Here is a 23,238-nt window from a genome sequence, read left to right as displayed (position 1 = left end):
ATCCTCACCTTCGACGACGAGGACGAGGCCGTCACCGCCGCCAACAACACCGAATTCGGTCTCGCCGCCTACCTGTTCACCCAGAACCTCGACCGCGCCCTGCGCGTCAGCGAACGCCTGGAGAGCGGCATGATCGGCCTCAACACCGGCCTCGTCTCCAACCCCGCCGCCCCCTTCGGCGGTATCAAGCAGTCCGGCCTCGGCCGCGAAGGCGGACGCGTCGGCATCGAGGAGTTCCTCGAATACAAGTACCTCGCCATCCCCACCGGAGCCTGACATGCCCGACCGCCTCGTCGTCCTCCACCGGGGAAACCGGCCACCGGCCACCGGACTCATCGAGCGGCTCGCGGACACCGTCTACGCCACCGAGGAGGAACTGCCCTACGTCCTCCCCGGCGCCGACGCCCTCCTGGCCTGGGTGACCATCACCCCCGCCATCCGCGAAGCCTGGCCCGACAACCCCGAGAAAGCGCCCCGCTGGGTCCACGCGTCCTCAGCGGGCGTCGACTCCTTCCTCTTCCCCGCCCTCGTCGACGATCCGGGCGTCGTCCTCACCAACGCCCGCGGCGTCTACGACCAGCCGACCGCCGAGTACGTCCTCGGCCTGATCCTGGCCCTGGCCAAGGACTTCCCCGGCACCTGGGAGCACCAGCGGCGCCGCGAATGGCGTCCGCGACCCAGTGACGGCATCACCGGACGCACTGTGCTGGTCTGGGGCACCGGGCCCATCGGCCGGGCCATCGCCCGGCTGCTGCGCGCGGTCGGAATGCGGGTCTGCGGCGCCGGACGCAGGGCCCGGGAGGAGGACCCCGACTTCGGCACGGTCCACGGCCCGGCCACCCTGACCTCCGCTCTGGCGGAGGCGGACTACGTCGTCCTGGCCGCGCCCCTCACCCAGGACACCCGGGGCATGGTCGACGCCTCGGTGCTGGCCTCGATGAAGCCAGGGGCCCGGCTGGTCAACGTCGGCCGGGGCGGGCTCGTCGACGAGGAGGCGCTCATCGACCACCTCGCGGCCGGCCGGCTGGCCGGTGCCGCCCTGGACGTCTTCGGCCGGGAGCCGCTGCCGACCGGGTCGCCCCTGTGGGACATGCCCGGCGTGCTGATCTCCCCGCACACGGCGGGCGAGACCACCAGCGAGCGCGAGGCACTCGTCGAGGTGTTCCTCGACAACCTCACCCGCCATATCGAGGGTCGGCCCCTGCGCAACGTCGTCGACAAGCGGCGAGGCTACGTGGTGGACGAGACGCACTAGCGAGACGCACCAGAGCGGAGCGAGTGACAGTACTGTCACTCGCTCCTTCTGCTTCCCACCGCGCTCCCCGTCACCGCCAGCACGGAGAGCACCACCAGCGCGGCGGCCGGGCCGAGCACCGTCCAGGGGGCCAGTTCGGCGTACGGCTGGTTCTCCGACAGGAGGCGGCCCCACTCGGGGGTGGGCGGCTGTTCGCCCAGGCCCAGGAAGCCGAGGGAGGCCAGGACCAGGACGGTGGTGGGCAGCCGGAGCAGGGCGTTGCGGAGGAGGGGCGGGACGACCGCGGGGAGCAGGTGGCGGCGCAGCAGGTGCAGCCGCCCCGCGCCGAGCGCGACGGACGCGGCGATATGGCCGCTCGCCCGTTCCTGTTCGAGCAGCGCCGCCGTCTGGGCGGCGTACGGGCTCCAGCCGACCACGCACACCGCGCAGGCCGCGCCCCACACCGACGGCCCGGTCACGCCCGCGATCAGCAGCCCCGCGAGGACGGCGGGCAGGGTCGACACGACCTCGGTCGGGCCGGCGCTCGCCCGCGGTGCCATGCCCAGCAGGAGCCCCGTGACCGCGCTGACGGCCGTCACGGCGAGGGCGACGCCCGCCGTGCGCAGCGCCCCGTGGCCCAGCCGGGCCAGCAGGTCCCGGCCCAACGCGTCCGTGCCCAGGGGGTGTTCGGGGGACGGGGGCAGCAGCCGGGCCGCCGTGTCGACCTGGAGGGGGTCGCGCAGGAGGCCCGCCGTGACCAGGGCGAGCAGGGCGAGGGCGCAGGCCGCGGTGGTCCAGTACAGGGAGCGCGGCACGGTGAGCGGCGGCCGGTGCAGGGCCGGCAGCGCCCCGTCGCGCAGGGGCCGGCCGAGGAGCGCCTGCCGCAGGGCCCGGATCACCACTCCGGCACTCACGCCGAGCAGGACCAGGGCCAGGCTCGCGGTCTGGAGCACCGGCAGGTCCTGGGCGACGGCGGCCTCCAGGGCGAGCCGGCCGAGCCCCGGGATGTTGAAGATCTTCTCCACCGCGACCGCGCCGCCGACCAGGCCCACGACGGTCGGCAGCAGCTGCGGCAGCATGCCGGGCAGGGTGCGGCGCAGCGCGTCACGGGCGATGCGGCCGGGCGGGAGTCCGACGGCGTAGGCCGTGCGCGCCCACGGTTCGTGGAAGGCGGCGGGCAGCGCCTGGTCGAGCATCCCGCCGAGCATCGCGCCCGACGGGATGCCGAGGGCGAGCGAGGGCAGCACCATCGACTGCGGCCCCTCCCACCCGCTGGTCGGGAACCACCCCCACCACACCCCGCACACCGTCGCCAGCACCGAGGCGAGCAGGAACTTCGGCAGGGCGGCCAGTACGGCGGCCGTGCCGCCCGCCCGGCCCTGCCGCAGACGGCGCCGGGAACCGAGGAGGACCGTACGGGCGCAGACCAGTCCGGCCACCACGACCGTGACCGCGAACGCGCCCAGCATCAGCGTCAGGGAGACCGACAGGGCGGTCGCCACCTGCGGCATGACCGGCTCGCCGGACACCCATGACACGCCCGCGTCCCCGCCCGGCAGGCCGCCCAGCCAGTGCGCGAGATGCGCGAGCGGGCCCTCGTCCAGCCCCAGCTGCTCCCGTACGGCGGCCAGTTCCGCGGGTGTGGGGTTCTGGTCGGCGGAGCGGGCGCGCAGCACGGTGCGGGCCGGGTCCGTTCCGGAGAGCCACGGCAGCAGGGCCACCGCGCCGAGCAGCGCGGCTCCGGCGAGGACACGGCCGGCCGCCGTGGGCCAGAGGAGGGGACGGGCGGGGGCGTGGGCGACGCTCACGGGAATCCGGGCTTACTTCAGGCGGGTGTCGAGGTCGATCAGGGAGCGTTCGCGCGGGTCGAGGATGACGCCCTCGACGTCCGCCGCGATGCCCTGCACGGCCTGCTCGTGGACGAGCGGCACCACCGCGTCGGTGCGCAGGATCTCCGCCTCCGCCTGCATGATCTTCTCCTGGCGGCGCTCGGTGTCACGTTCCCCGGCGGCGGCCCGGATGGCCTTGTCCACCTTGGCGTCCTTCAGGCCGGCGATGTTGTAGACGCCCTCGCTGGTGAAGTCGCTGGCGAGGTAGTCGACGGCGTCACCGGTGTCCAGGAGCGTCACCCGGGAGAAGACGAGGGCGTCGTACTTCCCGGCGAGGAGGTCGGCCTCCATCTGCGTGTACTCGCGCACGTCCTGCTTCACCGTGAACCCGGCCTTCTCCAGCTGCTGCTGGAGCACGGTCGCGGCTTCGGGCATCTCGGCCCGGTTGGTGTATGCGGCCAGCCGCAGCGTCCTGCCCTTGGTCTCGGTCTTCACCTGCCCGGCGGTCGCGGCCTCGGCGCGGCCGGTCACCTGCACCCGCTTGTCGGCGGCCCAGGGGACGGCGGGCCCGAACAGGCCCTGGGCGGGGTCGGCGTAGCCGCCGAAGACGGAGTCGACCAGCGCGGAGCCGTCGACGGCCTCACGGGCGGCGGCGCGCAGACCGGCGTCGGCGAACAGGCCGCTGCGGGTGTTGAGGATCAGGCTGTCGGTGCGCACCGACGGAACCTCGTGCCGGGTGCCCTCGTCGAGCAGCTTCGCCTGGGCGGTGGGGATCCACTCGGCGATGTCGGCCTGGCCGCCGCGCAGCGCGTTGGCGCGGGCCGTGCCGTCCGCGATCCAGCTGACGTCGATGCCCGGGGCCTTCGCCTTGCCGCCCCAGTAACCGTCGAAGCGGTTCAGTGTCGCCTTCGTCTTGCCGCTGAGCTTGGTGATCTCGAACGGTCCGGTGCCGGTGCCGACGGGGCTGACGGCGCCGTCCTTCGCGTACGCCTTCGCCGACAGGATCGCCAGCGCCGGGCTGGCCAGCCGCAGCGGCAGCACCGGGTCGGGCGACTTGGTGGTGAGGGTGACGGTGTCGGCGTCCTCGGCCTTGGCGGTGAGGGTCACGTCACTGAGGACCCGGGGCTTGGGCTTGGCCGCGCCGGCGTGGTCGAGCGCGTTGACGACGGACTGGGCGGTGAGCTTCGTGCCGTCCTGGAACTCTGCCTCGCGCAGCTCGAAGGTCCAGGTGGTGTCGTCGTCCTGCTTCCAGGACTTCGCCAGGGCGGGCTTGGCCGTGCCGTTCCTGTCCAGGGCGGTGAGGCCCTCGGCGACGGACAGCTTGCTCAGTACGGTGGCGTCGTTGCTGTACGGGGACAGTGCCTGAACCGGCGGCACGGCGAGCGCGACGCGCAGCCGCCCGCCCGATCCCGCCCCGGCGCCCGTGGCGTCGTCGCTGTCGCCCGGTGCGAAGCAGCCGGCCAGCAGAGGGGTGAGGGCGAGCGCCGCTATGAGGCCGCGGGAAGTGGTGCGCATGTCGGTTCCTGTCGTGCGGGAGGTCGGGCATGCCGCTGCGGCCCGGGCTGGGGCTTGATCGGCTACGTCAGCATATAAGGGGAGGCTTACCAAACCTTTCGCCGGGTGGATGAAATCTCAACGACTGGACATCCGGGTGGCGAACCCGGCGGTATCGACCGGCTGTTCGAGTTGTGTCATGGTGGGCGCCGGGCGGAGGTGAGTCGCATGACCGGCGCGGACCCGGGGCTGTTCGGCCCGAAATCGGTGACTTGGCAGGCGCACGGCGACCCGATGATGTGGATCGCCGGCGTCCGGGCGCTCTACCTCCAGGCCCTGCACCCGCGCGCGGTACGCGGAGTCCTCCAGAACTCCGACTTCCGCCGCGACGCCTGGGGCCGCCTGCTGCGCACCGCCAACTTCGTCGGCACCACGACGTACGGCACCACCGAGGCCGCCGAGCGGGCCGGCGCCCGGGTCCGGAAGATCCACAGCATGCTGTCGGCGACCGACCCGGACACCGGCGAGCGCTACCCCGTCGACGAACCCGGGCTGCTCCTGTGGGTGCACTGCGCCGAGATCGACTCCTACCTGCACGTCCTGCGCAGGTCCGGCTTCCGCCTCACCGACGCCGAGGCCGACCGCTACATCGGCGAACACCGGCAGAGCGCACGCCTGGTGGGCCTCGACCCCGGCGCCGTACCCGCCAACCGGGCCGAGTTGGCGGAGTACTTCGAGAAGGTGCGCCCCGACCTGGCCGCCGGACCCGAGGCACGCGAGGTGGACGACTTCCTCCTCCGCCCGCCGACGCACCCGCTTCTCGTACCGGCGCGCGAGGTGCTGTGGCGGCGCGTGGCACAACTGGCGTACGCCTCCCTGCCGCCGTACGCCCACGAGCTGTACGGCAGACCGGCCCCCGCACCCGCCACCGTCACCCGGCAACTGCGCCTCACCGGCCTCGTGCTGCGCCGTGTTCCCGCACGTCTGCGGTGGCAACTCCCGCCCAAACACATCCTGCGCGCCATGGCGAGGCTCGGCCCGCACACGCGTCCGGCACCGTACAAACTCGGACGGTAGGCCGCCATACTGAGGGGCCAAGGGGAGGGGCGGGCGAACAGCTACCGGGGGGAGCGTCGCGCGAGATGGGGGACAGCAGGCTCATTCACGGCCGTTACCGGCTGCTCGATCTGATCGGGCGCGGCGGCATGGGCGAGGTGTGGCGGGCCCGGGACGAGTCCCTGGGCCGGCACGTCGCCGTCAAGTGCCTCAAGCCACTGGGCCCCAACCACGACCACGCGTTCACCCGCGTGCTGCGGGAACGGTTCCGTCGCGAGGCCCGGGTGGCCGCCGCGCTCCAGCACCGGGGCATCACCGTCGTGCACGACTTCGGCGAGTCCGACGGCGTCCTCTACCTCGTCATGGAGCTGCTGGACGGCCGCAACCTCAGCCAGCTCCTGGAGGACAACAAGCAGCACCCGCTGCCCGTCGCCGACGTGGTGGAGATCGCCGAGCAGGTCGCCGCCGCCCTCGCGTACTGCCACGAACAGGGCATCGTCCACCGGGACCTGAAGCCCGCCAACATCGTCCGGCTCGGCGACGGCACGGTGAAGATCTGCGACTTCGGCATCGCCCGCCTCGGCCACGACATCGGCTTCACGTCCCGGCTGACCGGCACCGGCATCGCCATGGGCACCCCGCACTACATGTCCCCGGAGCAGATCAGCGGCACCGAGGTCGACCAGCGCAGCGACCTGTACTCGTTCGGGTGCGTGCTGTACGAGATCGCCACCGGCGTACCGCCGTTCGACCTCGACGACGCCTGGGCGATCCTCGTCGGCCACCGCGACACCCCGCCCCGCCCACCGCGCGAGCACCGCCCCGAACTGCCCGCGTACCTGGAGCGGATCGTCCTGGACCTGCTGGCCAAGGAACCGGAGGAACGCCCCGGTGACGCCCGCGAGCTGGCGCGCAGGATCAGCGGGCACCGGGCCGCGCCGGCGTACGTGCCGGCCGTGGTGGCGGCCGGGCCCGCTCCCGGGGCGCCGGTGCGGGCGGGACGGCTGCCGTCCTGGACCCGCGGCATGACCACCGGCCACAAGGCGGCGGGCGCCGGGCTGCGCACCACGCCGCCGGACCCGGCGGCCGGACTGTCCGGCGAGTGGATCGCACGGCCCGCCACCGGCCCCGTCGAGGAGTCCGTCCCCGAGGAGCGGCCCACGCCGTCCCCGGAGGTCCTGACCGCCCTGGCCGGCCGGCACAACGCGGGCCTGAGCCTCGGCCGGCTCGGCCGCTGGGCGGAGGCGGGGGAGGTGCACCGGGCGGTCGCCGCCGAACGCGAGCACCTCCTCGGCCCCGATCACCCCGACACCCTCGCCAGCCGCTACGAGGTCGCCTTCACCCTCAGCCGCACCGGCCGTGCCCCGGACGCCCTGCGCGAGTACAAGCACGTCGCCGAGGCCAGGATCCGCACGCTCGGCGCCGACCACCCGGACACCCTCGCGGCCCGCCAGGAGATGGCCTACGTGCTCGGCCAGCTGGGCCGCCCCTTCGACGCCCACCGCGTCTACACGTCGGTGCTCGCCGCCCGGGAGCGCACCATGGGCCCGGACCACCCCGACACCCTGCGCTGCCGGCACAACCTCGCCTTCAACCTCAGCCGCCTCGGCCGGCTGGAGGACTCCTACCGCATGGCCCGCGAGGTGGCCGGAGCCCGCGCCCGGGTGCTCGGCCCGGACCACCCCGACACCCTCGTCACCCGCTACGAGGTCGCCTACGCCCTGGGCCAGCTGGGCCGCTGGCCCGAGGCCCTGGAGACCTACCGCGAGGTCGCCGAGGCTCGCGCCCGCGCCCTCGGCCCCGACCACCCCGACACGCTCGCCGCCCGGCACGAGATCGGCATCAGTCTGGGCCGGCTCGGCCGCGGTGCGGAGGCCCTGGACCTCTACACCGCCCTCGCCGAGGACCGCGCCCGCGTCCAGGGTCCCACCCACCCCGAGACCCTGCGCGCCCGGCACGGCCGCTGCGTCAACCTCGGACGCCTCGGCCGCTGGGAGGAGGCCCTCACCGAGTCCCGCGACGTCAGCGCCCTGCGCGAGCGGGCCCTGGGCGCCGACCACCCGGACACCCTGGTCAGCCGCCGCGAGGTCGCCGTGGGACTGGGCTGGCTGGGCCGCTGGGCCGACGCGCTCACCGAGTACCGCCGGGTCGCCGCCGCCCGCGAACGCGTCCTCGGCGCCGACCACCCCGACACCCTCGCCAGCCGCAACGACGAGGCGCACTGCCTCCAGCAGCTGGGCCGCAGCGCCGAGGCCGCGGCGCTGTACCGCAGGGTGGCGGCCCTGCGCCAGGAGCGGGCGTTAGGCGGGCCGTGAGCCCCTGACGGCGCACAGCGCGTCCGGCGGGGAGTGCGGCCTTCCGGCGGACAGCGTGTCCGGCGGGCCGTGCGGCCTTCGGGCGGACAGGGCCTGTGGCCGACCCGGATCACCCCGTGTTACGAAGAACCATGACCGCACCCCTGGGACCCCGCGCACACCGGACGTACGACGCCGTCATCGTCGGCGGCGGCCACAACGGCCTGGTCGCCGCCGCCTACCTGGCCCGGGCCGGCCGCTCCGTGCTGGTGCTGGAGCGGCTGGACCACACCGGCGGCGCGGCCGTGTCCACGCGGCCCTTCGCCGGGGTCGACGCCCGGCTCTCCCGCTACTCCTACCTGGTCAGCCTGCTGCCGAAGAAGATCGTCCGGGACCTCGGCCTCGACTTCCGGGTACGCGCCCGCACCGTCTCCTCCTACACGCCCGCCGAACGCGACGGCCGGCCCACCGGGCTCCTCGTCGGCGGCGGCGAACGGCGGACCAGGGAGGCCTTCGCCCGGCTCACCGGCTCCGACCACGAGTACCGGGCCTGGCAGCGCTTCTACGGCATGACCGGCCGCGTCGCCCAGCGGGTCTTCCCGACGCTCACCGAGCCGCTGCCCACGCGCGAGGAGCTGCGCCGCCGCCTCGACGACGAGGAGGCCTGGCGGATGCTGTTCGAGGAGCCGATCGGGGTCGCCGTCGAGCAGCACTTCGCCGACGACCTGGTGCGCGGCGTGGTCCTCACCGACGCGCTCATCGGCACCTTCGCCGACGCCCACGACCCCTCGCTGAAGCAGAACCGCTGCTTCCTCTACCACGTGATCGGCGGCGGCACCGGCGCCTGGGACGTGCCCGTCGGCGGCATGGGCGCCCTCACCGACGCGCTGGCCGACGCCGCACGCGCGGCGGGCGCCGTCCTCGCCACCGGCCACGAGGCGCTGCGCATCGCCACGGACGGCCGTACGGCCGAGGTCGCGTTTCGCACGGCCGACGGCGAGGGCACCGTCGCCGCCCGGCACGTCCTGGTCAACGCCTCCCCGCAGGCCCTGGCGGACCTGACCGGCGACGCGCCCCCCAGCCCCGCGGAAGGCGCCCAGCTGAAGGTGAACATGCTGCTCAAGAGGCTGCCGCGGCTGCGCGACAGCTCCGTCGACCCGCGCGAGGCGTTCGCCGGCACCTTCCACATCGCCGAGGGCTACGAACAACTGGCCACCGCCCACGCCCAGGCCGCCGCCGGTGACCTGCCCGCCGCGCCGCCCTCCGAGATCTACTGCCACTCGCTCACCGACCCGAGCATCCTCGGCCCCGCCCTGGCCGAGCAGGGCTACCAGACGCTCACCCTCTTCGGCCTGCACACCCCGGCCCGCCTGTTCGAGCGGGACAACGACGCCGTACGCGAGGAACTCCTCAAGGCGACGCTCGCCCAGCTCGACGCCCACCTGGCCGAACCCCTCGCCGAGTGCCTGGCCACCGACGCGGAGGGGTGGCCCTGCATCGAGGCCAGGACCCCGCTCGACCTGGAGCGGGACCTCGGGCTGCCCGGCGGGAACATCTTCCACCGCGAGCTGAGCTGGCCCCACGCCCAGGACGGCACCGGCCGCTGGGGGGTGGAGACGCGGCACGCGAACGTGCTGCTGTGCGGGGCCGGAGCCGTGCGCGGGGGCGGGGTGAGCGGGGTGCCGGGGCACAACGCGGCCATGGCGGTCCTGGAGGACGGGCCGGCTGAATCACTGCCCTCCTGAGGGGCACTCCGACAGGACGAAGGTATCCGTACCAGCCGGCCGCCCCGCGCGGACGGTCGCACGACCCACGGGAGGAGGCTCCCATGGCCGAGCTCAGCCCGACCGACCTCCAGAAGGCCCTGAAGGGCATGGACTACCCCACGGACAAGAAGCACCTGGTGGAGCGTGCCCGCAGCAACCACGCCGACGAGAAGGTCGTCCGCACGCTCGACGGCCTGAAGGAGGACCGCTTCGACGGCCCGAACGAGGTGCAGAAGGCCGTCTTCAACCAGTGACGCGTCCGCCTCAGTCGGCCGACGGCGCCCATCCCACCGCTTCGACGCGCGACGCGTCCGCCGGGCGCGCCTCGTCGAACAGGACGCCGTCGGCCGCCTCCACCCGCAGCCCGTCCACGTAGGCCCCGCGGCCGACGTACAGCCGGTCCGTCGCGTACCGCCAGCGCAGGGCCAGCCCCCGCGCGGCGGGCACGTCGGCGGTGAGCCGGTGCCAGACGCGGCCGGACCAGCCGGTGACCGAGCCCGACGGGTGCAGCCGGGGCTCCTCACCCAGGCGGGACGTCGTGAAGGGCACCGGCTGCCAGGACGTACCGCCGTCGGTCGTGGCCTCCAGGACCAGGACGTCGGCCTTCGGCTCGGTGTCCCACCACAGCGCGCAGCGCAGCCGCGCCCCGCCCGACGACGTGTCGAGCGCCGGGAGGGTGAGCGTCGCCGTCGCGGAGACCGCCATCCCGGAGAACCAGGCCGTGCGCCCCCGGGCCGGCCAGACCGGCACGGCCCGTGCCAGGTGATTCGCGGCGGCCACCCGGGGAGCGGATCCGGAACGCCAACTCCGCACGGGATGCACGGAGTTGCCGAGAACGACGAGGAACGAGTCGGTCGTCGGGTCCAGCACCAGCGAGGTGCCGGTGAAGCCGGTATGCCCGGCGCTGCGCGGCGTGGCCATCGCGCCCATGTACCAGTGCTGGTAGAGCTCGAAGCCGAGCCCGTGCTCGTCCCCGGGGAACGCGGTGTTGAAGTCGGTGAACATCAGCTCCACCGACTCCGGCCGCAGGATCCGCGCCCTCCCGTAGACACCGCCGTTGAGCAGCGTACGGCCGAGGACCGCCAGGTCCCACGCGTCGGAGAACACGCCCGCGTGGCCCGCGACCCCGCCCAGGCCGAAGGCGTTCTCGTCGTGCACCTCGCCCCACACCAGACCCCGGTCCAGCCCGGACCACGGCGGGCGGGCGTCCTCCGTGGCCGCGATCTTCGGCCGCCAGGAGGCGGGCGGGTTGTAGCGGGTACGGCGCAGGCCGAGCGGCGCGGTGACCTCGTCGCGGAGGAGGGTGTCCAGGGAGCGGCCCGTGATCCGTTCCAGCACCAGCTGGAGCGAGATGAGGTTCAGATCCGAGTACAGGTACGCCGTGCCCGGCGCGCTGACCGGCGCCTCGTCCCAGATGCGCTGGAGCTTCTCCTCGTACGTCGGCGCGCTGTACAGCGGGATCCAGGCGCGGAACCCCGAGGTGTGCGTGAGCAGCTGACGGATCGTGATGTCCTGCTTGCCCGCACGGCCGAAGTCGGGCAGGTACGAGGCGACCGTCGCCTCCAGCTCCAGTGCGCCCCGCTCCATCTGCTGTACGGCGAGGATCGAGGTGAACAGCTTCGACACCGACGCCAGATCGAAGACGGTGTCCTCGGCCATCGGGATCTGCTCGTCCGGCGGGAACTCCACACCGGAGTCGGTCTTCCCGTCGTACGCCCGGTAGCGCACCGCCATGCCGATGGGCCGGTGCAGCGCGACGGTGCCGCCGCGTCCGGCGAGCAGGACGGCGCCCGCGTACCAGGGGTGCGCGGGGGAGGGGCGCAGGAACGCCTCGGCGTCGGTGACCAGTTGCCGCAGAGGGGCGGGGAGCAGCCCGGCGCGGGCGGCGGAGCCGTGCCGCAGCGTGGGGCGCCCCGTGACCGGGGCGGCCTCGGCGGGTAAGGGGGCGAGGGCCAGGGCGCCGCCCAGGACCAGGGCACGCCTGCGCGTCAGCCCGCCGTTCGTCGTCGCTCTGTCTGCCGTGCCTTCGGTCACCGCGCATCCTCCCGCCGAACCGCCCCGGACGTCCCGGACAGTATGTCCCCCGGGCACCGCCCATAAATCTGACGGTGTATCAGAAAACCCCTTCCGTCCTCCGGAGGAGTCCGGCATCCTGCGCCCATGCAGACGGAGCTGAGCCAACACCTGGGAGTCGAGCACGCCGTCTTCGGCTTCACGCCGTTCCCCGCCGTCGCCGCGGCCATCAGCCGGGCCGGCGGCTTCGGCGTGCTCGGCGCGGTCCGCTACACCGCCCCCGACGACCTCAAACGCGACCTGGACTGGATCGAGGCGCATGCCGAGGGCAGGCCGTACGGCCTGGACGTCGTCATGCCCGCGAAGAAGGTCGAGGGCGTCACGGAGGCCGACGTCGAGGCGATGATCCCCGAGGGGCACCGGCAGTTCGTCCGGGACACCCTCGCCAAGCACGGCGTGCCGGAGCTCGCCGAGGGTGAGGCGTCCGGCTGGCGCATCACCGGCTGGATGGAGCAGGTCGCCCGCAGCCAGCTCGACGTCGCCTTCGACTACCCGATCAGGCTCCTCGCCAACGCCCTCGGCTCCCCGCCCGCCGACGTCATCGCCCGGGCCCACGCTCAGGACGTCCTCGTGGCGGCCCTCGCCGGCAGCGCCCGGCACGCCCGCAAGCACCAGGACGCCGGGATCGACATCGTCGTGGCGCAGGGCTACGAAGCGGGCGGCCACACCGGCGAGATCGCCTCCATGGTGCTCACCCCCGAGGTCGTCGACGCCGTCGCCCCGCTGCCCGTCCTGGCCGCCGGCGGCATCGGCAGCGGACAACAGGTAGCCGCTGCACTCGCCCTGGGCGCCCAAGGTGTGTGGCTGGGCTCCATATGGCTGACCACCACAGAAGCGGACCTCCACTCGCCCGCCCTCACACGCAAGCTGCTCGCGGCCGGCTCCGGCGACACCGTCCGCTCCCGCGCCCTGACCGGCAAGCCCGCACGCCAGCTGCGCACCGAGTGGACCGACGCCTGGGACGACCCGGCCGGACCCGGTCCGCTGCCCATGCCGCTGCAGGGCCTGCTGGTCGCCGAGGCCGTCTCGCGCATCCAGAAGCACGAGGTGGAACCCCTGCTCGGCACCCCGGTCGGGCAGATCGTCGGCCGGATGAACACCGAACGCAGCGTCCAGGCCGTCTTCGACGACCTCACCCGCGGCTTCGAACAGGCCGTGGACCGCATCAACCGCATCGCCGGAAGGAGCGGCCAGTGAACACCAGCGTTCCCGCAGGCTTCTGGGCCCAGGCCACCGCCGACCCCGACCGCACGGTCCTGGTCGCCCCCGACGGCGAGGAGTGGACCGCCGGACGCCTGCACGCCGCCGCCAACCGGCTCGTGCACGGCCTGCGCGCGGCCGGGCTGGAACGCGGCGACACCTTCGCGGTCGTCCTGCCCAACGGCGTCGAGTTCCTCGCCGCCTACCTCGCCGCCAGCCAGGCCGGGTTCTACCTCGTGCCCGTCAACCACCACCTGGTCGGTCCGGAGATCGCCTGGATCGTCTCCGACTCCGGCGCCAAGGTCCTCCTCGCCCACGAGCGGTACGGTGACGCGGCCCGCCACGCCGCCGGCGAAGCGGGCCTGCCGGGCACCCACCGGTACGCCGTCGGCACGGTCGACGGCTTCCGGCCGTACGCCGAACTCCTCGACGGACAGCCCGAGTCGCCCCCCGCGGACCGCACGCTCGGCTGGGTCATGAACTACACCTCCGGCACCACCGGCCGCCCCCGGGGCATCCGCCGCCCGCTGCCCGGCAAACCGCCGGAGGAGGCGTACCTCGGCGGCTTCCTCGGCATCTTCGGCATCCGGCCGTTCGACGACAACGTCCACCTGGTGTGCTCGCCGCTGTACCACACGGCCGTCCTCCAGTTCGCCGGCGCGTCCCTGCACATCGGCCACCGGCTGGTCGTGATGGACAAGTGGACACCCGAGGAGATGCTCCGCCTCATCGACCGCCACCGCTGCACCCACACCCATATGGTCCCCACCCAGTTCCACCGGCTGCTGGCCCTGCCCGACGAGGTGAAGGACCGCTACGACGTCTCCTCCATGCGGCACGCCATCCACGGCGCCGCGCCCTGCCCCGACCATGTGAAGCGGGCCATGCTCGACTGGTGGGGGCCCTGTGTGGAGGAGTACTACGCGGCCAGCGAGGGCGGCGGCGCCTTCGCCACCGCCGAGGACTGGCTGAAGAAGCCCGGCACGGTCGGCAAGGCCTGGCCCATCAGCGAGCTAGCGATCTTCGACGACGACGGCAACCGGCTGCCGCCCGGTCAACTCGGCACCGTCTACATGAAGATGAACACCGGCGGCTTCTCGTACCACAAGGACGAGGCCAAGACCCGCAAGAACCGCATCGGCGACTTCTTCACCGTCGGCGACCTCGGCCACCTCGACGAGGACGGCTACCTCTTCCTGCGCGACCGCAAGATCGACCTGATCATCTCCGGCGGCGTCAACATCTACCCGGCCGAGATCGAGTCGGCCCTGCTCGCCCACCCCGCCGTCGCGGACGCCGCCGTCTTCGGCATCCCGCACGACGACTGGGGCGAGGAGGTCAAGGCGGTCGTCGAACCGGCCCCCGGACACCGGCCCGGACCCGCCCTCGCGGCCGACCTCCTCGACCACTGCGCGCACCTGCTCGCCGGGTACAAGCGGCCCAGGAGCGTCGACTTCATCACCGAGATGCCCCGCGACCCCAACGGCAAGCTGTACAAGCGGCGGCTGCGGGAGCCGTACTGGGAGGGCCGCACCCGACCGGTGTGAGGGGACGCGGCGGCTTTGGTCGCTCGGAGCAGGGCGGACGTCAGACTTTGGTCGGCCCCTTCTCGCCCTCCGGCCGATGTCCGGCCGGGCCCCGCCTTCCTAGCGTGGCGTCATGACCATCGCGACCACCGAGGGACCGCTCAAGCGGGGGGCCGTACGGCCGGGCGAGCGGGCCCTCGCCCCCGATCTCGCCCGCGGGATCATGCTGCTGGGCATCGTGCTGTCCAACACCGCCTTCCACCTGTGGGCGGCCCCGCGCGGGCCCTCCGGATGGCAGCCCGTGGACGGCTCCTGGCTCGACCACGCCGTGCAGTTCACCATGATCATGGTGCTGGACCTGCGGATCTATCCGCTCTTCGCCTTCCTCTTCGGCTACGGCATGATGCAGCTCTACCTCCGGCAGACCACCGCCGGCACCGACGGCCGCGACGCCGCGCGGATCCTGCGCAGGCGCAGTCTGTGGCTGATCGTCATCGGCCTGGCGCACGCCACCTTGCTGATGGCGGGCGACATCATCGGTTTCTACGGAGTGCTGAGCCTCGTCCTGGGCCTGGCCTTCCTGCGGCGCGGCGAACGCGCACTGAAGTGGTGGATCCGGATCGGCGTCGCCCTCCTCGTGCTCGTCTCCGCCGGGCCCGTCGTGGCCGCCCTGCTGCGGGGCGAGCTGGGCACGTTCGGTGACGCCTGGTCGGAACCGGGTTTCAAGTCGTTCGCGCCAGACGAGGAGAACTGGCTCACCGCGGCGGGCATCCGGCTGGAGACGGGCCTGTTCGTCACCTTCGTGGCCGCTCCGCTGACCCTGGTCGGCGGCGGATACGTGCTCTTCCTGCTCGGCTTCTGGGCCGCGCGGCGCCGCGTCCTTGAGGAACCCGGCCGCCATCGCACACTGCTGCGCCGTACGGCCGTCATCGGCATCGCGACCGGCTGGCTCGGCGGGCTGCCCATGGCACTCGCCCACGTGGGCGCCCTGGACGTACCGGACGACGTACAGAGCGAGGCCGGGGCGCTCGGGGTGCTCCGGGACGTCACCGGCAACGCCGCCGGGCTCGGCTATGTCGCCGCCGTCGCCCTCTTCGCGCACTGGTGGACCACCCGCACACCCCGGCGCGGTGCCACGGCGGTGGCGGCGGTGTCCGCGGTCGGCAAGCGGTCGCTGTCCTGCTACCTCGCCCACTCGCTGCTCTTCGCCCCGGTGCTGGCCGCTTGGGGGCTGGGCCTCGGCGAGCAGCTGGGCAGCGCCACCATGGTGCTCTTCGCGCTCGGGGTCTGGCTGGTCACGGTGGCCGGAGCGTACGCACTGGAACGGGCCGGCCGCCGGGGCCCGGCCGAGGCGGTGCTGCGGCGGCTGATGTACCGGGCTCGTCGATGAGCGGGGTGCCGTCGGCACAGGGACGGCACCCCGCCGGTGCGGTCAGCGGTGTTGGCTCACCCGCACCACCCTGAGCCGCGGCGAGGACTGGATGTCCTGCTCGCAGAACCGGGACGTCACCCACTTCTCGCCGGAGTACAGCCGGGTCTGGTCGCTGTAGTGGGGCGAGCCGGGGTTCGAGGACTGCGAGTACGCCAGGAGCGTACGGGCCACCGGGCACCGACTGTCGTCCCAGCCCACCGCCTGGAGGTGGCTGGAGCCGAACGGCACCTCGGTGTAGCCGCCGCCCGCCGCGTTCCACGTCGGCTCCAGCACGTTCCACACGCCGAGCCGGCCCGAGCCGCCCGATACCGGGATGCGCTCGCCGCCGCGGACGACGAACTGGTGGGCGCCGAGCGGCGCGTCGAGCGCGATACCGGCGGCCCGCAGTTCCGCCACCGCGTCCGCGAGGGCCGTGGCGAAGCCGGGTGCGTCGGTGTCGAGCGTGTGCGGGGTACGGACCGGGTCGGCCGCCGAGAACGGCACCTTCCACAACCGGTCCGCGGGCACCGCCTGTTCCAGTTTCCGCCAGAACCGGTCGAAGAGCAGCGCGCCCCGGCTGCCGGTGTCCATGGTGCGGTCCCACACCTTCAGCACCCCGCAGGCCTCCGACACGTCGACTGCCCTGCCGTCGGTGCCGGTAGCCGTGCCACCGGGCAGCGCGGCACACGCCCGCGCCACGTCGTCGGCCGTGAGATCGGCCGCGGGCACCCGGTTGGCGAACTGCTGCCGCTGCAGGTCCCCTACGGTCAGACCGCCCTTGTCCGCCATCGCCGCCACGTCCTCGATGCCGCCGCGGGTGCGCAGGCCGAGCTGCGTGCCCACCGTGCCGAAGACCCGCTCGTAGCCGGTGATCGGCCGGTCGGCGTTGGTCATCCACGCGGTGCCGTTCGAGTTCTCCACGTACGGGGCGTCCTGGAGCGTCGGCATCCTCGCCGGCCCGAAGATCCCCGGCTGGACGGCGTCGGGGTCGCTGCCGAGGGCGCAGTCGCCGCGCGAGCCGTCGAGGATCGCGATCCCGGACGCCGGGTACGTGGTCCTGCCCAGCTCCGTCGAGCAGCGCTCCGCCAACTCGTCGGTGATGCGGGGGAGTACCTGGGACTGCGTGAAGAGGGAGTGCCCCGCGCGGTCGGCGGCGATCGTGTTCACCCAGGGGAGGCCCTGGTGCCGTGCGAGGGAGGCGAGGACGTCGCCCGTGCCGCGCGCCTTGCCGAAGCCGAGCGAGGTGTCGGCGAAGCGGAGGTTCGCGGCGTTCGGGTCGTGCAGGGCGTACGCCGTCGTGCTGGTCCAGGGCAGCGGCACCTGGTTGCTGAGCGAGGTGACGACCGGTCCGTAGCGGGTCCACCACTGGGAGCGGGTCACCGGCGCGCCGTCCTTCACGGCGACCGTCACGGTCCGCTTCGTCATGCGCTCCGGCCGGCCGTCCACCAGGTACGTCGTGGGATCGGCCGGATCCAGCGTCAGCCGGTGGAAGTTGGCCGGTATGCCGGTCGAGACGGTATGGCTCCACGCCACATGTGCGTTGAACCCGATCGAGATCGCCGGAGTGCCGAGCAGCGAGGCACCGGAGACGTTCAGCTCGCCGGGGATCGTCTGCTGCGACTGCCAGAACCGGCGCCCGCCCTGCCACGGGTAGTGCGGGTTGCCGAGCAGCAGGCCGCGGCCGTTCGCCGTCGTGTCGCCGTGGAAGGCGACCGCGTTGGAGCCCATGCCGGGGTCGCCCCACAGCTCGTCGGCCGCCTCCACCACGGCCTTCGCGTCCGGCGTGCGGGCGGACCGGGCCGACGGGGCGGACACGGCCGACGGGGCGGACGGGGTGCCGGCGGCCTCGGCCGGCCCGGCCGGCGGCTGCGCGGCCGTGATCGTGTTCACGAAGCGCCCCTCACCGGAGATCGCGGCGACGGCCAGGCCGCGGGCGGCCACGTCGAACTCGGTGACCGGCCGGACCCAGGAGGCGCCCGCGCAGCCGGGATCCGTGATCTTCCGCTGCTTCAGCCAGGCGTTGTAGCCGGCCGCCCAGCCCCGCATCATCTCCCGGACCTCGCGGCTCGGGCCCACGGGAGCGGGCTCGGCGAGCAGCTTCTCCACCGTGCGGGCCTGGCGCACCCCCCGGAAGTACAGGTCGCTGGCCAGGTTCGTGCCGGCCGCCGAGAGTTCGCCGCCGGCGGCCGCGTCGGCGCCGAAGTACCGGGACCGCTCGCCGCGCAGGGTCACGAACCCGTCGGCGAGCGTGCAGACCTCGTCGGCGGCCTGGGCCCAGCCCGTGCCGAATCCCAGGTCGGCGTAGTCCTTCGCGAGGATGTGCGGAATGCCGTACTCGGTGTAGCGGATGACGGCGGACAGACCGTCGCGGGACGGATGGTGCTCCGCCCGTCCCTGGCCCGGGGCGGCGGCCGCGGGTAACGCGGACGCGGCCGTGAACAGGGCCGTGGCCCCGAGAACGAGTCGTCTCCAGCGGGTGCGCATCGTGCCTCCCGGCTTCGTCGGGCAAAGGGGCGACCGAGCGCGCGCGGATCGGCCCACCCGGAAGTCAGTTCCATGTCAGTTCCCTGACATGTGACGCCTGTGACTGCCGTGAGGTTGAGCAGCGGGGCTACTTGACCTCCCCCGGACGCCCACCGAGGATCGACTCCCATGACGACGCCCGGACACGGCAGCACGGTCGACGGAGTCCTGCGGCGCAGCGCCCGGCGCACCCCGGCGCGCGTCGCGCTGGAGTACGGCGAGCGCACCTGGACGTACGACGAACTCGACACCGCCGTCTCCCGCGCGGCGAGCGTCCTCCTCGCCGAGGGGCTCTCCCCGGGCGACCGGGTCGGCGCCTACGGCCACAACTCCGACGCCTATCTGATCGCCTTCCTCGCCTGCGCCCGGGCGGGCCTGGTCCACGTACCGGTCAACCAGCACCTGACCGGCGACGACCTCGCCTACATCGTCGGCCAGTCGGGCAGCTCCCTGGTCCTCGCCGACCCGGACCTCGCCGGACAACTCCCGGACGGGGTAAGGACGTTGCCCCTGCGCGACGCCGTCGACTCGCTGCTCGCGCGACTGGCCCAGGCGCCCGCCCACGACGGCCCCGAGCCGCGCGGCGAGGACCTCGTGCAGCTGCTGTACACCTCCGGGACGACCGCCCTGCCCAAGGGCGCGATGATGACGCACCGGGCCCTGGTGCACGAGTACCTGAGCGCGATCACCGCCCTCGACCTGGGTGCGGGCGACCGCCCCGCGCACGCGCTGCCGCTCTACCACTCGGCGCAGATGCACGTCTTCCTGCTGCCCTACCTCGCGGTCGGCGCGACCAACCTGATCCTCGACGCACCCGACGGCGGCCGGCTCTTCGACCTGATCGAGGCGGGCCGTGTGGACAGCCTGTTCGCCCCGCCCACCGTCTGGATCGACCTGTCCCAGCGCCCCGACTTCGCGACCCGCGACCTGAGCGGCCTGCGCAAGGCCTACTACGGCGCGTCGGTCATGCCGGTCCCCGTGCTCGAACGGCTGACGGAACGCCTCCCGGAGCTGGCCTTCTACAACTGCTTCGGCCAGAGCGAGATCGGCCCCCTGGCCACGGTCCTCGCCCCCGAGGAGCACAAGGGCCGCATGGACTCCTGCGGCCGTCCCGTGCTGTTCGTCGACGCGCGCGTGGTCGACGAGAACGGCGAGGACGTACCGGACGGCACCCCCGGCGAGATCGTCTACCGCTCCCCGCAACTGTGCGAGGGCTACTGGGACAAGCCCGAGGAGACCGCCGAGGCCTTCCGCGACGGCTGGTTCCGCTCGGGCGACCTCGCCGTACGCGACGCCCAGGGCTACTTCACGATCGTCGACCGGGTGAAGGACGTCATCAACTCCGGCGGCGTCCTGGTCGCCTCACGCCAGGTCGAGGACGCCCTGTACACCCACCCCGGGGTCGCCGAGGCGGCGGTCGTGGGCCTGCCCGACGACCGCTGGATCGAGGCCGTCACGGCCGTCGTCGTCCCGCGCGGCGAGGTCACGGAGGTCACGGAGGCGGAACTGATCGACCACGTCCGCGCGCGGCTCGCCCCCTTCAAGGCGCCGAAGCGGGTGGTGTTCGTCGACGAACTGCCGCGGAACGCCAGCGGGAAGATTCTCAAGCGGGAGCTGAGGAAGCGTTTCACGGCATCCGGCGCATGACGTCGAGGCGCTGCGGCTCCACCTGGGCCTGGAGCGGCTGGACCTGCTCGCGCACTCGGCGGGCGGGAGCCTCGCCATGCTGTACGCGGCCCGGTACCCGGAGCGGCTGTCCCGGCCGGCGCTCATCACGGCCACCCCGTGGGCGCTGGGTCTGCCGGCGACGGCGGAGCAGCGGCTCGCGGCGGCCCGGCTGCGGGAGCCGGAGCCCTGGTTCTCCCAGGGCTTCCCGGCGTTCGAGGCCTGGCTGTCGGGCACCGGTGACTTCGACCCCGTGTTCGTCCCGTCCTTCTACGGCCGTTGGGACGACACCGCGCAGGCTCACGCCGACCGGGAAGAGGACGAGGCGAACGACGACGCGGCGGATGTCTACGGCGCGGCCGGCGCCTGCGACCCGGCCGGGACGCGGGCCGCCCTCGCTGGTGTCACGGCCCCCGTGCTCGTCCTGGCCGGTGCGGTGGACGGTGGGCCGAGCCCGGCTCTCGCCCGCCGGGCCGCCGACGCCTTCCGGGCGGCCGAGTTCGTGGTGCAACCGGGCGCGGGTCACTACCCGTGGCTGGACGACCCGGTGTGGTTCACACGGCGCGTGGCCGCCTTCGTCTCCTGACGGGCGCGGCAGGCCCTCTGCTGCCGGCAGAGCGTCCGATCTCGGCCCGGCCCGTCGCCTACCGTCCCCGGCATGGACACAGCACCGCGCACCGTACCGGCGAACGGCATCAGCCTGGCCTACCGCGTCTGGGGGCCGCAGGACGCACCGCCCGTCGTGCTCCTCCACGCCCACGGCGCCGACGGCGCCGACTGGGCGGAGATCGCCCCGAAGCCGGCCGCCGGTCCCCGCCGGGTGTACGCCCCTGACCTGCGCGGGCACGGCCGCAGCGACAGGCCCGGCGACTACGCCTACGAGACCATGCGCGACGACGTCCACGCCTTCCTGCGCGTGCTCGGCATCCGCCGCGCCGACGTCGTGGGCCACTCGCTCGGCGGCGCCGTCGCCTGCCTGCTCGCCCAGCACAGTCCGCGGCTGGTACGGCGGCTCGTCCTGGAGGACGTGCCCGCGCCCGTCCCGCCGGACCCGCCGAGACCGCCCGCCGAACGTCCCGACGGGGACCTGCCGTACGACTGGGCGATGATCCTCGCCACCGACGAACAGCGCAACACCCCGAACCATCGACGCGGGGCATCTGGTGCACCGGGCCCGGCCGGAGGAGTTCCTCTCGGCCGTGGAGGAGTTCCTCAGCCCTGCGGACCGTACGCCGTCATGAAGCGGTCGCGGAACTTGTCCATGCCCCACCGAGGCGCATCCGGGGCCGGCTTGAGCCCGTCGGTCCAGCCCCAGTCGGCGACCCGGTCCAGGACCTTCCTGTCGTGGGCGACGATCGTGACCGGCACGTCCTTGCCGGTGTCCCCGGCGGTGACGGTCGGCACCGGCTGGTGGTCGCCCAGGAAGACGAGGACCGTGTCCTCGTCGCCGTAGCGTTCGACCCACTCGGTCAGGCTGCGGATCGAGTACTCGATGGCCTTCCGGTACTCGGTGCGCACCTTCTCCGGGTCCTTCCAGACCTCCGTCGGATCGGTGCCCTCCTTCTTGATCCGGTGGAACACCGAGCCGTCGCCGAGGTCCTCCCAGTCGATCATGCGGGCGAGTGGGGACCAGGGGTTGTGGCTGGAGGCCAGGATGATCTCCGCCATGATCGGTTGACGGTCCTTCTTGCCGTGCTCCAGGCGCTGGAAGGCCTCCATGCTGAACTGGTCGGGCACGGGCGTCCAGCTGAAGTAGGGGCCGTGGTAGCCGAGGTGCTCGGAGTCGTAGATGTGGTCCAGGCCGAAGAACTTCCCCTCCGGCCAGGCCCGGCGCACGCCCGGCACGATGCCGACGGTCCGCCAGGCGCCCGTCTTGCCGAAGTACTTGGTCAGCGTCATGCGGTCGCTCGTGGTCAGGCTGCGGTACCGCTGCTGGTTCTTGATCCACAGTCCGGACAGGAAGGTCGAGTGGGCGAGCCAGCTGCCCGCGCCCGTCACCGGCGACCGGAGCCAGGCGCTGCGCGACGCGAATCCGGCCGCCTTCAGCGAGCTCGTCTCCTCCTTGAGCACCGCGTCGATCTGCGGCGCCATCGCCGGGTCGTCGATCGCGACCCGGCCGTAGCTCTCGATGAAGGTGAACAGGACGTCCTTGCCGCGCAGGCCCGTCAGCAACTGGTCCGGCGGCGTCTTCGCGAAGGCGTCCACGGCGGCCTGCTTCTCGAAGACCCGGGCGTCCCTCAGCCCCGCCCGCACCTGCTCCACCCGGTTGCCGAGGAACTCGGCGTTGCCCTTGGTGGCGATCGGCACGCCGCCGATCTGCACGCCCAGCGTCATACACGTCATCCACGCCGTGCCGAGGATCACCGTCGTACGTGCCGCGACGGGGCGGTGACCGGCCATCAGGTTCGTCAGCCGCAGCACGGCGAGCGTCGTGAGGACCAGCACCGCGACGAACAGCACGATCACCCCGATCACGGCCAGCACCTGGCCGGTACGGCCGAAGGTCTCCCGGAGGAAGTCCGTGGCGTGCTCGATGAGGATCCAGTCCAGGACCAGATCGAACGGCCGGGCCAGCACCTGGTAGAAGCCCATGTCGACGAACTTCAGGACCGTGACCAGCCCCAGGAACACGCCCGCGACGACCGCCGTGATCCGCCGGGGCCTCGGCGGCAGCGCGAGCAGCAGGCCCGCGAGCAGCACGCCCTCGGCGGGGATGCGGACGAACGAGCCGAACTCGATCCGTTCGATCCGGTTCGGCAGGAGCAGCGCGCACAGCACGAGCACACCGGCCAGAACGGTCGTCCCGACGGAGACACCGCGTGCGGCACGGGGGTGGCGACGCCACCGGCCGAACCAGCCGCGCCGGGCCACGCCTGCTGCCGCGCCCCGGGCGTCCTCGACGCCTACGTGCCGCGCGTCGCCCTCGTCACGGGCTGCGGGGTCGCTGGCGCCTTGGTTCGCCGTGGCGGTGCCGTTGTCTGGGGCTGGTGGGGTGGCGCTCGGGCCTCGGTTCGCCGCGGCGGGATCGCTGCCGGGGGCGTGCGGAGCGGCGCTCGCGCCCCGGTCCGGCGCAGCGGGATCGCTGCCGGGGCCTGGTCGGGTGGCGCTCAAGCCCCGGTCCGCCGCAGCGAGATCGCCGCCTTGGGCCGCGGCGCCGGTGCCGCCAT

General features: G+C 73.4%; 15 protein-coding genes and 2 pseudogenes. 12 read left to right on the top strand and 5 right to left on the bottom strand.

Annotation, left to right across the window (positions count from 1 at the left end; all coding sequences use genetic code 11):
* Positions 1-276 (top strand): aldehyde dehydrogenase family protein (locus IE255_RS37670; protein ID WP_190054940.1); only part of this gene is annotated, 276 nt, incomplete at its 5' end.
* Between the two features lies 1 nt (position 277).
* Positions 278-1,255, top strand: a complete 978-nt coding sequence (locus IE255_RS37665; protein ID WP_190054939.1) for a D-2-hydroxyacid dehydrogenase — start codon at positions 278-280, stop codon at positions 1,253-1,255.
* 35 nt (positions 1,256-1,290) lie between these two features.
* Here IE255_RS37665 and IE255_RS37660 read toward each other — a convergent pair whose 3' ends face one another.
* Positions 1,291-3,042 (bottom strand): ABC transporter permease subunit, encoded by a 1,752-nt coding sequence (locus IE255_RS37660; protein ID WP_190054938.1) that lies wholly within the window; start codon positions 3,040-3,042, stop codon positions 1,291-1,293.
* Positions 3,043-3,054: 12 nt separating this feature from the next.
* Positions 3,055-4,578 carry an ABC transporter substrate-binding protein gene (locus IE255_RS37655; RefSeq protein WP_190054937.1) on the bottom strand — a complete coding sequence of 508 codons (1,524 nt, stop codon included), beginning with the start codon at positions 4,576-4,578 and terminating at the stop codon, positions 3,055-3,057.
* 207 nt (positions 4,579-4,785) lie between these two features.
* Here IE255_RS37655 and IE255_RS37650 point away from each other — a divergent pair, with 207 nt between their 5' ends.
* The 4 genes from IE255_RS37650 (at position 4,786) to IE255_RS37635 (ending at position 9,927) form a co-directional block, all read left to right on the top strand.
* Positions 4,786-5,634: an oxygenase MpaB family protein gene (locus tag IE255_RS37650; RefSeq protein ID WP_190054936.1), complete on the top strand. Its 849-nt coding sequence runs from the start codon at positions 4,786-4,788 to the stop codon at positions 5,632-5,634.
* 65 nt (positions 5,635-5,699) lie between these two features.
* Complete coding sequence (locus IE255_RS37645) at positions 5,700-7,928, top strand: serine/threonine-protein kinase (RefSeq protein ID WP_190054935.1); 2,229 nt, start codon at positions 5,700-5,702, stop codon at positions 7,926-7,928.
* A gap of 131 nt (positions 7,929-8,059) precedes the next feature.
* Complete coding sequence (locus IE255_RS37640; RefSeq protein WP_190054934.1) at positions 8,060-9,652, top strand: phytoene desaturase family protein; 1,593 nt, start codon at positions 8,060-8,062, stop codon at positions 9,650-9,652.
* A gap of 83 nt (positions 9,653-9,735) precedes the next feature.
* Positions 9,736-9,927, top strand: coding sequence for a DUF2795 domain-containing protein (locus tag IE255_RS37635; RefSeq protein ID WP_190054933.1), 192 nt, complete (start codon positions 9,736-9,738; stop codon positions 9,925-9,927).
* A gap of 10 nt (positions 9,928-9,937) precedes the next feature.
* Here IE255_RS37635 and IE255_RS37630 read toward each other — a convergent pair whose 3' ends face one another.
* Positions 9,938-11,707 carry a serine hydrolase domain-containing protein gene (locus IE255_RS37630; protein WP_190054932.1) on the bottom strand — a complete coding sequence of 590 codons (1,770 nt, stop codon included), beginning with the start codon at positions 11,705-11,707 and terminating at the stop codon, positions 9,938-9,940.
* Positions 11,708-11,833: 126 nt separating this feature from the next.
* On the opposite strand from IE255_RS37630, the gene IE255_RS37625 reads away from it, so the two are divergent.
* The 3 genes from IE255_RS37625 (at position 11,834) to IE255_RS37615 (ending at position 15,862) form a co-directional block, all read left to right on the top strand.
* Positions 11,834-12,943 carry an NAD(P)H-dependent flavin oxidoreductase gene (locus tag IE255_RS37625; RefSeq protein ID WP_190054931.1) on the top strand — a complete coding sequence of 370 codons (1,110 nt, stop codon included), beginning with the start codon at positions 11,834-11,836 and terminating at the stop codon, positions 12,941-12,943.
* Positions 12,940-14,493: an acyl-CoA synthetase gene (locus IE255_RS37620; RefSeq protein ID WP_190054930.1), complete on the top strand. Its 1,554-nt coding sequence runs from the start codon at positions 12,940-12,942 to the stop codon at positions 14,491-14,493. Before IE255_RS37625 ends, IE255_RS37620 begins: the two co-directional genes overlap by 4 nt.
* A gap of 112 nt (positions 14,494-14,605) precedes the next feature.
* On the top strand, positions 14,606-15,862 hold the full coding sequence (locus tag IE255_RS37615) for a DUF418 domain-containing protein (RefSeq protein ID WP_190054929.1): 1,257 nt from the start codon (positions 14,606-14,608) through the stop codon (positions 15,860-15,862).
* Between the two features lie 42 nt (positions 15,863-15,904).
* On the opposite strand, the gene IE255_RS37610 is transcribed toward IE255_RS37615, so the two are convergent.
* The gene (locus IE255_RS37610; RefSeq protein WP_190054928.1) at positions 15,905-18,367 is read right to left on the bottom strand and encodes a penicillin acylase family protein; all 2,463 of its coding nucleotides are present in this window, start codon (positions 18,365-18,367) and stop codon (positions 15,905-15,907) included.
* A 168-nt stretch (positions 18,368-18,535) separates the two neighbouring features.
* On the opposite strand from IE255_RS37610, the gene IE255_RS37605 reads away from it, so the two are divergent.
* From IE255_RS37605 to IE255_RS37595, 3 genes and pseudogenes are all read left to right on the top strand, one after another.
* On the top strand, positions 18,536-20,053 hold the full coding sequence (locus tag IE255_RS37605; RefSeq protein WP_190054927.1) for an acyl-CoA synthetase: 1,518 nt from the start codon (positions 18,536-18,538) through the stop codon (positions 20,051-20,053).
* Positions 20,052-20,657, top strand: a pseudogene (locus IE255_RS37600) (alpha/beta fold hydrolase); the annotation flags it as partial. The gene IE255_RS37605 and the pseudogene IE255_RS37600, both read left to right, overlap by 2 nt.
* A 72-nt stretch (positions 20,658-20,729) precedes the next feature.
* Positions 20,730-21,131, top strand: a pseudogene (locus IE255_RS37595) (alpha/beta fold hydrolase); the annotation flags it as partial.
* 152 nt (positions 21,132-21,283) lie between these two features.
* Here the strand turns inward: IE255_RS37595 and IE255_RS37590 are convergent.
* Positions 21,284-23,182 (bottom strand): alkaline phosphatase family protein, encoded by a 1,899-nt coding sequence (locus IE255_RS37590; protein WP_229906779.1) that lies wholly within the window; start codon positions 23,180-23,182, stop codon positions 21,284-21,286.
* Between the last annotated feature and the right edge of the window lie 56 nt (positions 23,183-23,238).

Origin of the sequence: Streptomyces lomondensis, from assembly GCF_014651035.1 — a bacterium.
Classification (GTDB): Bacteria; Actinomycetota; Actinomycetes; order Streptomycetales; family Streptomycetaceae; genus Streptomyces; species Streptomyces lomondensis.
Note: the sequence above shows the minus strand (reverse complement) of the source record. Positions and strands in the feature narration are given on the sequence as shown.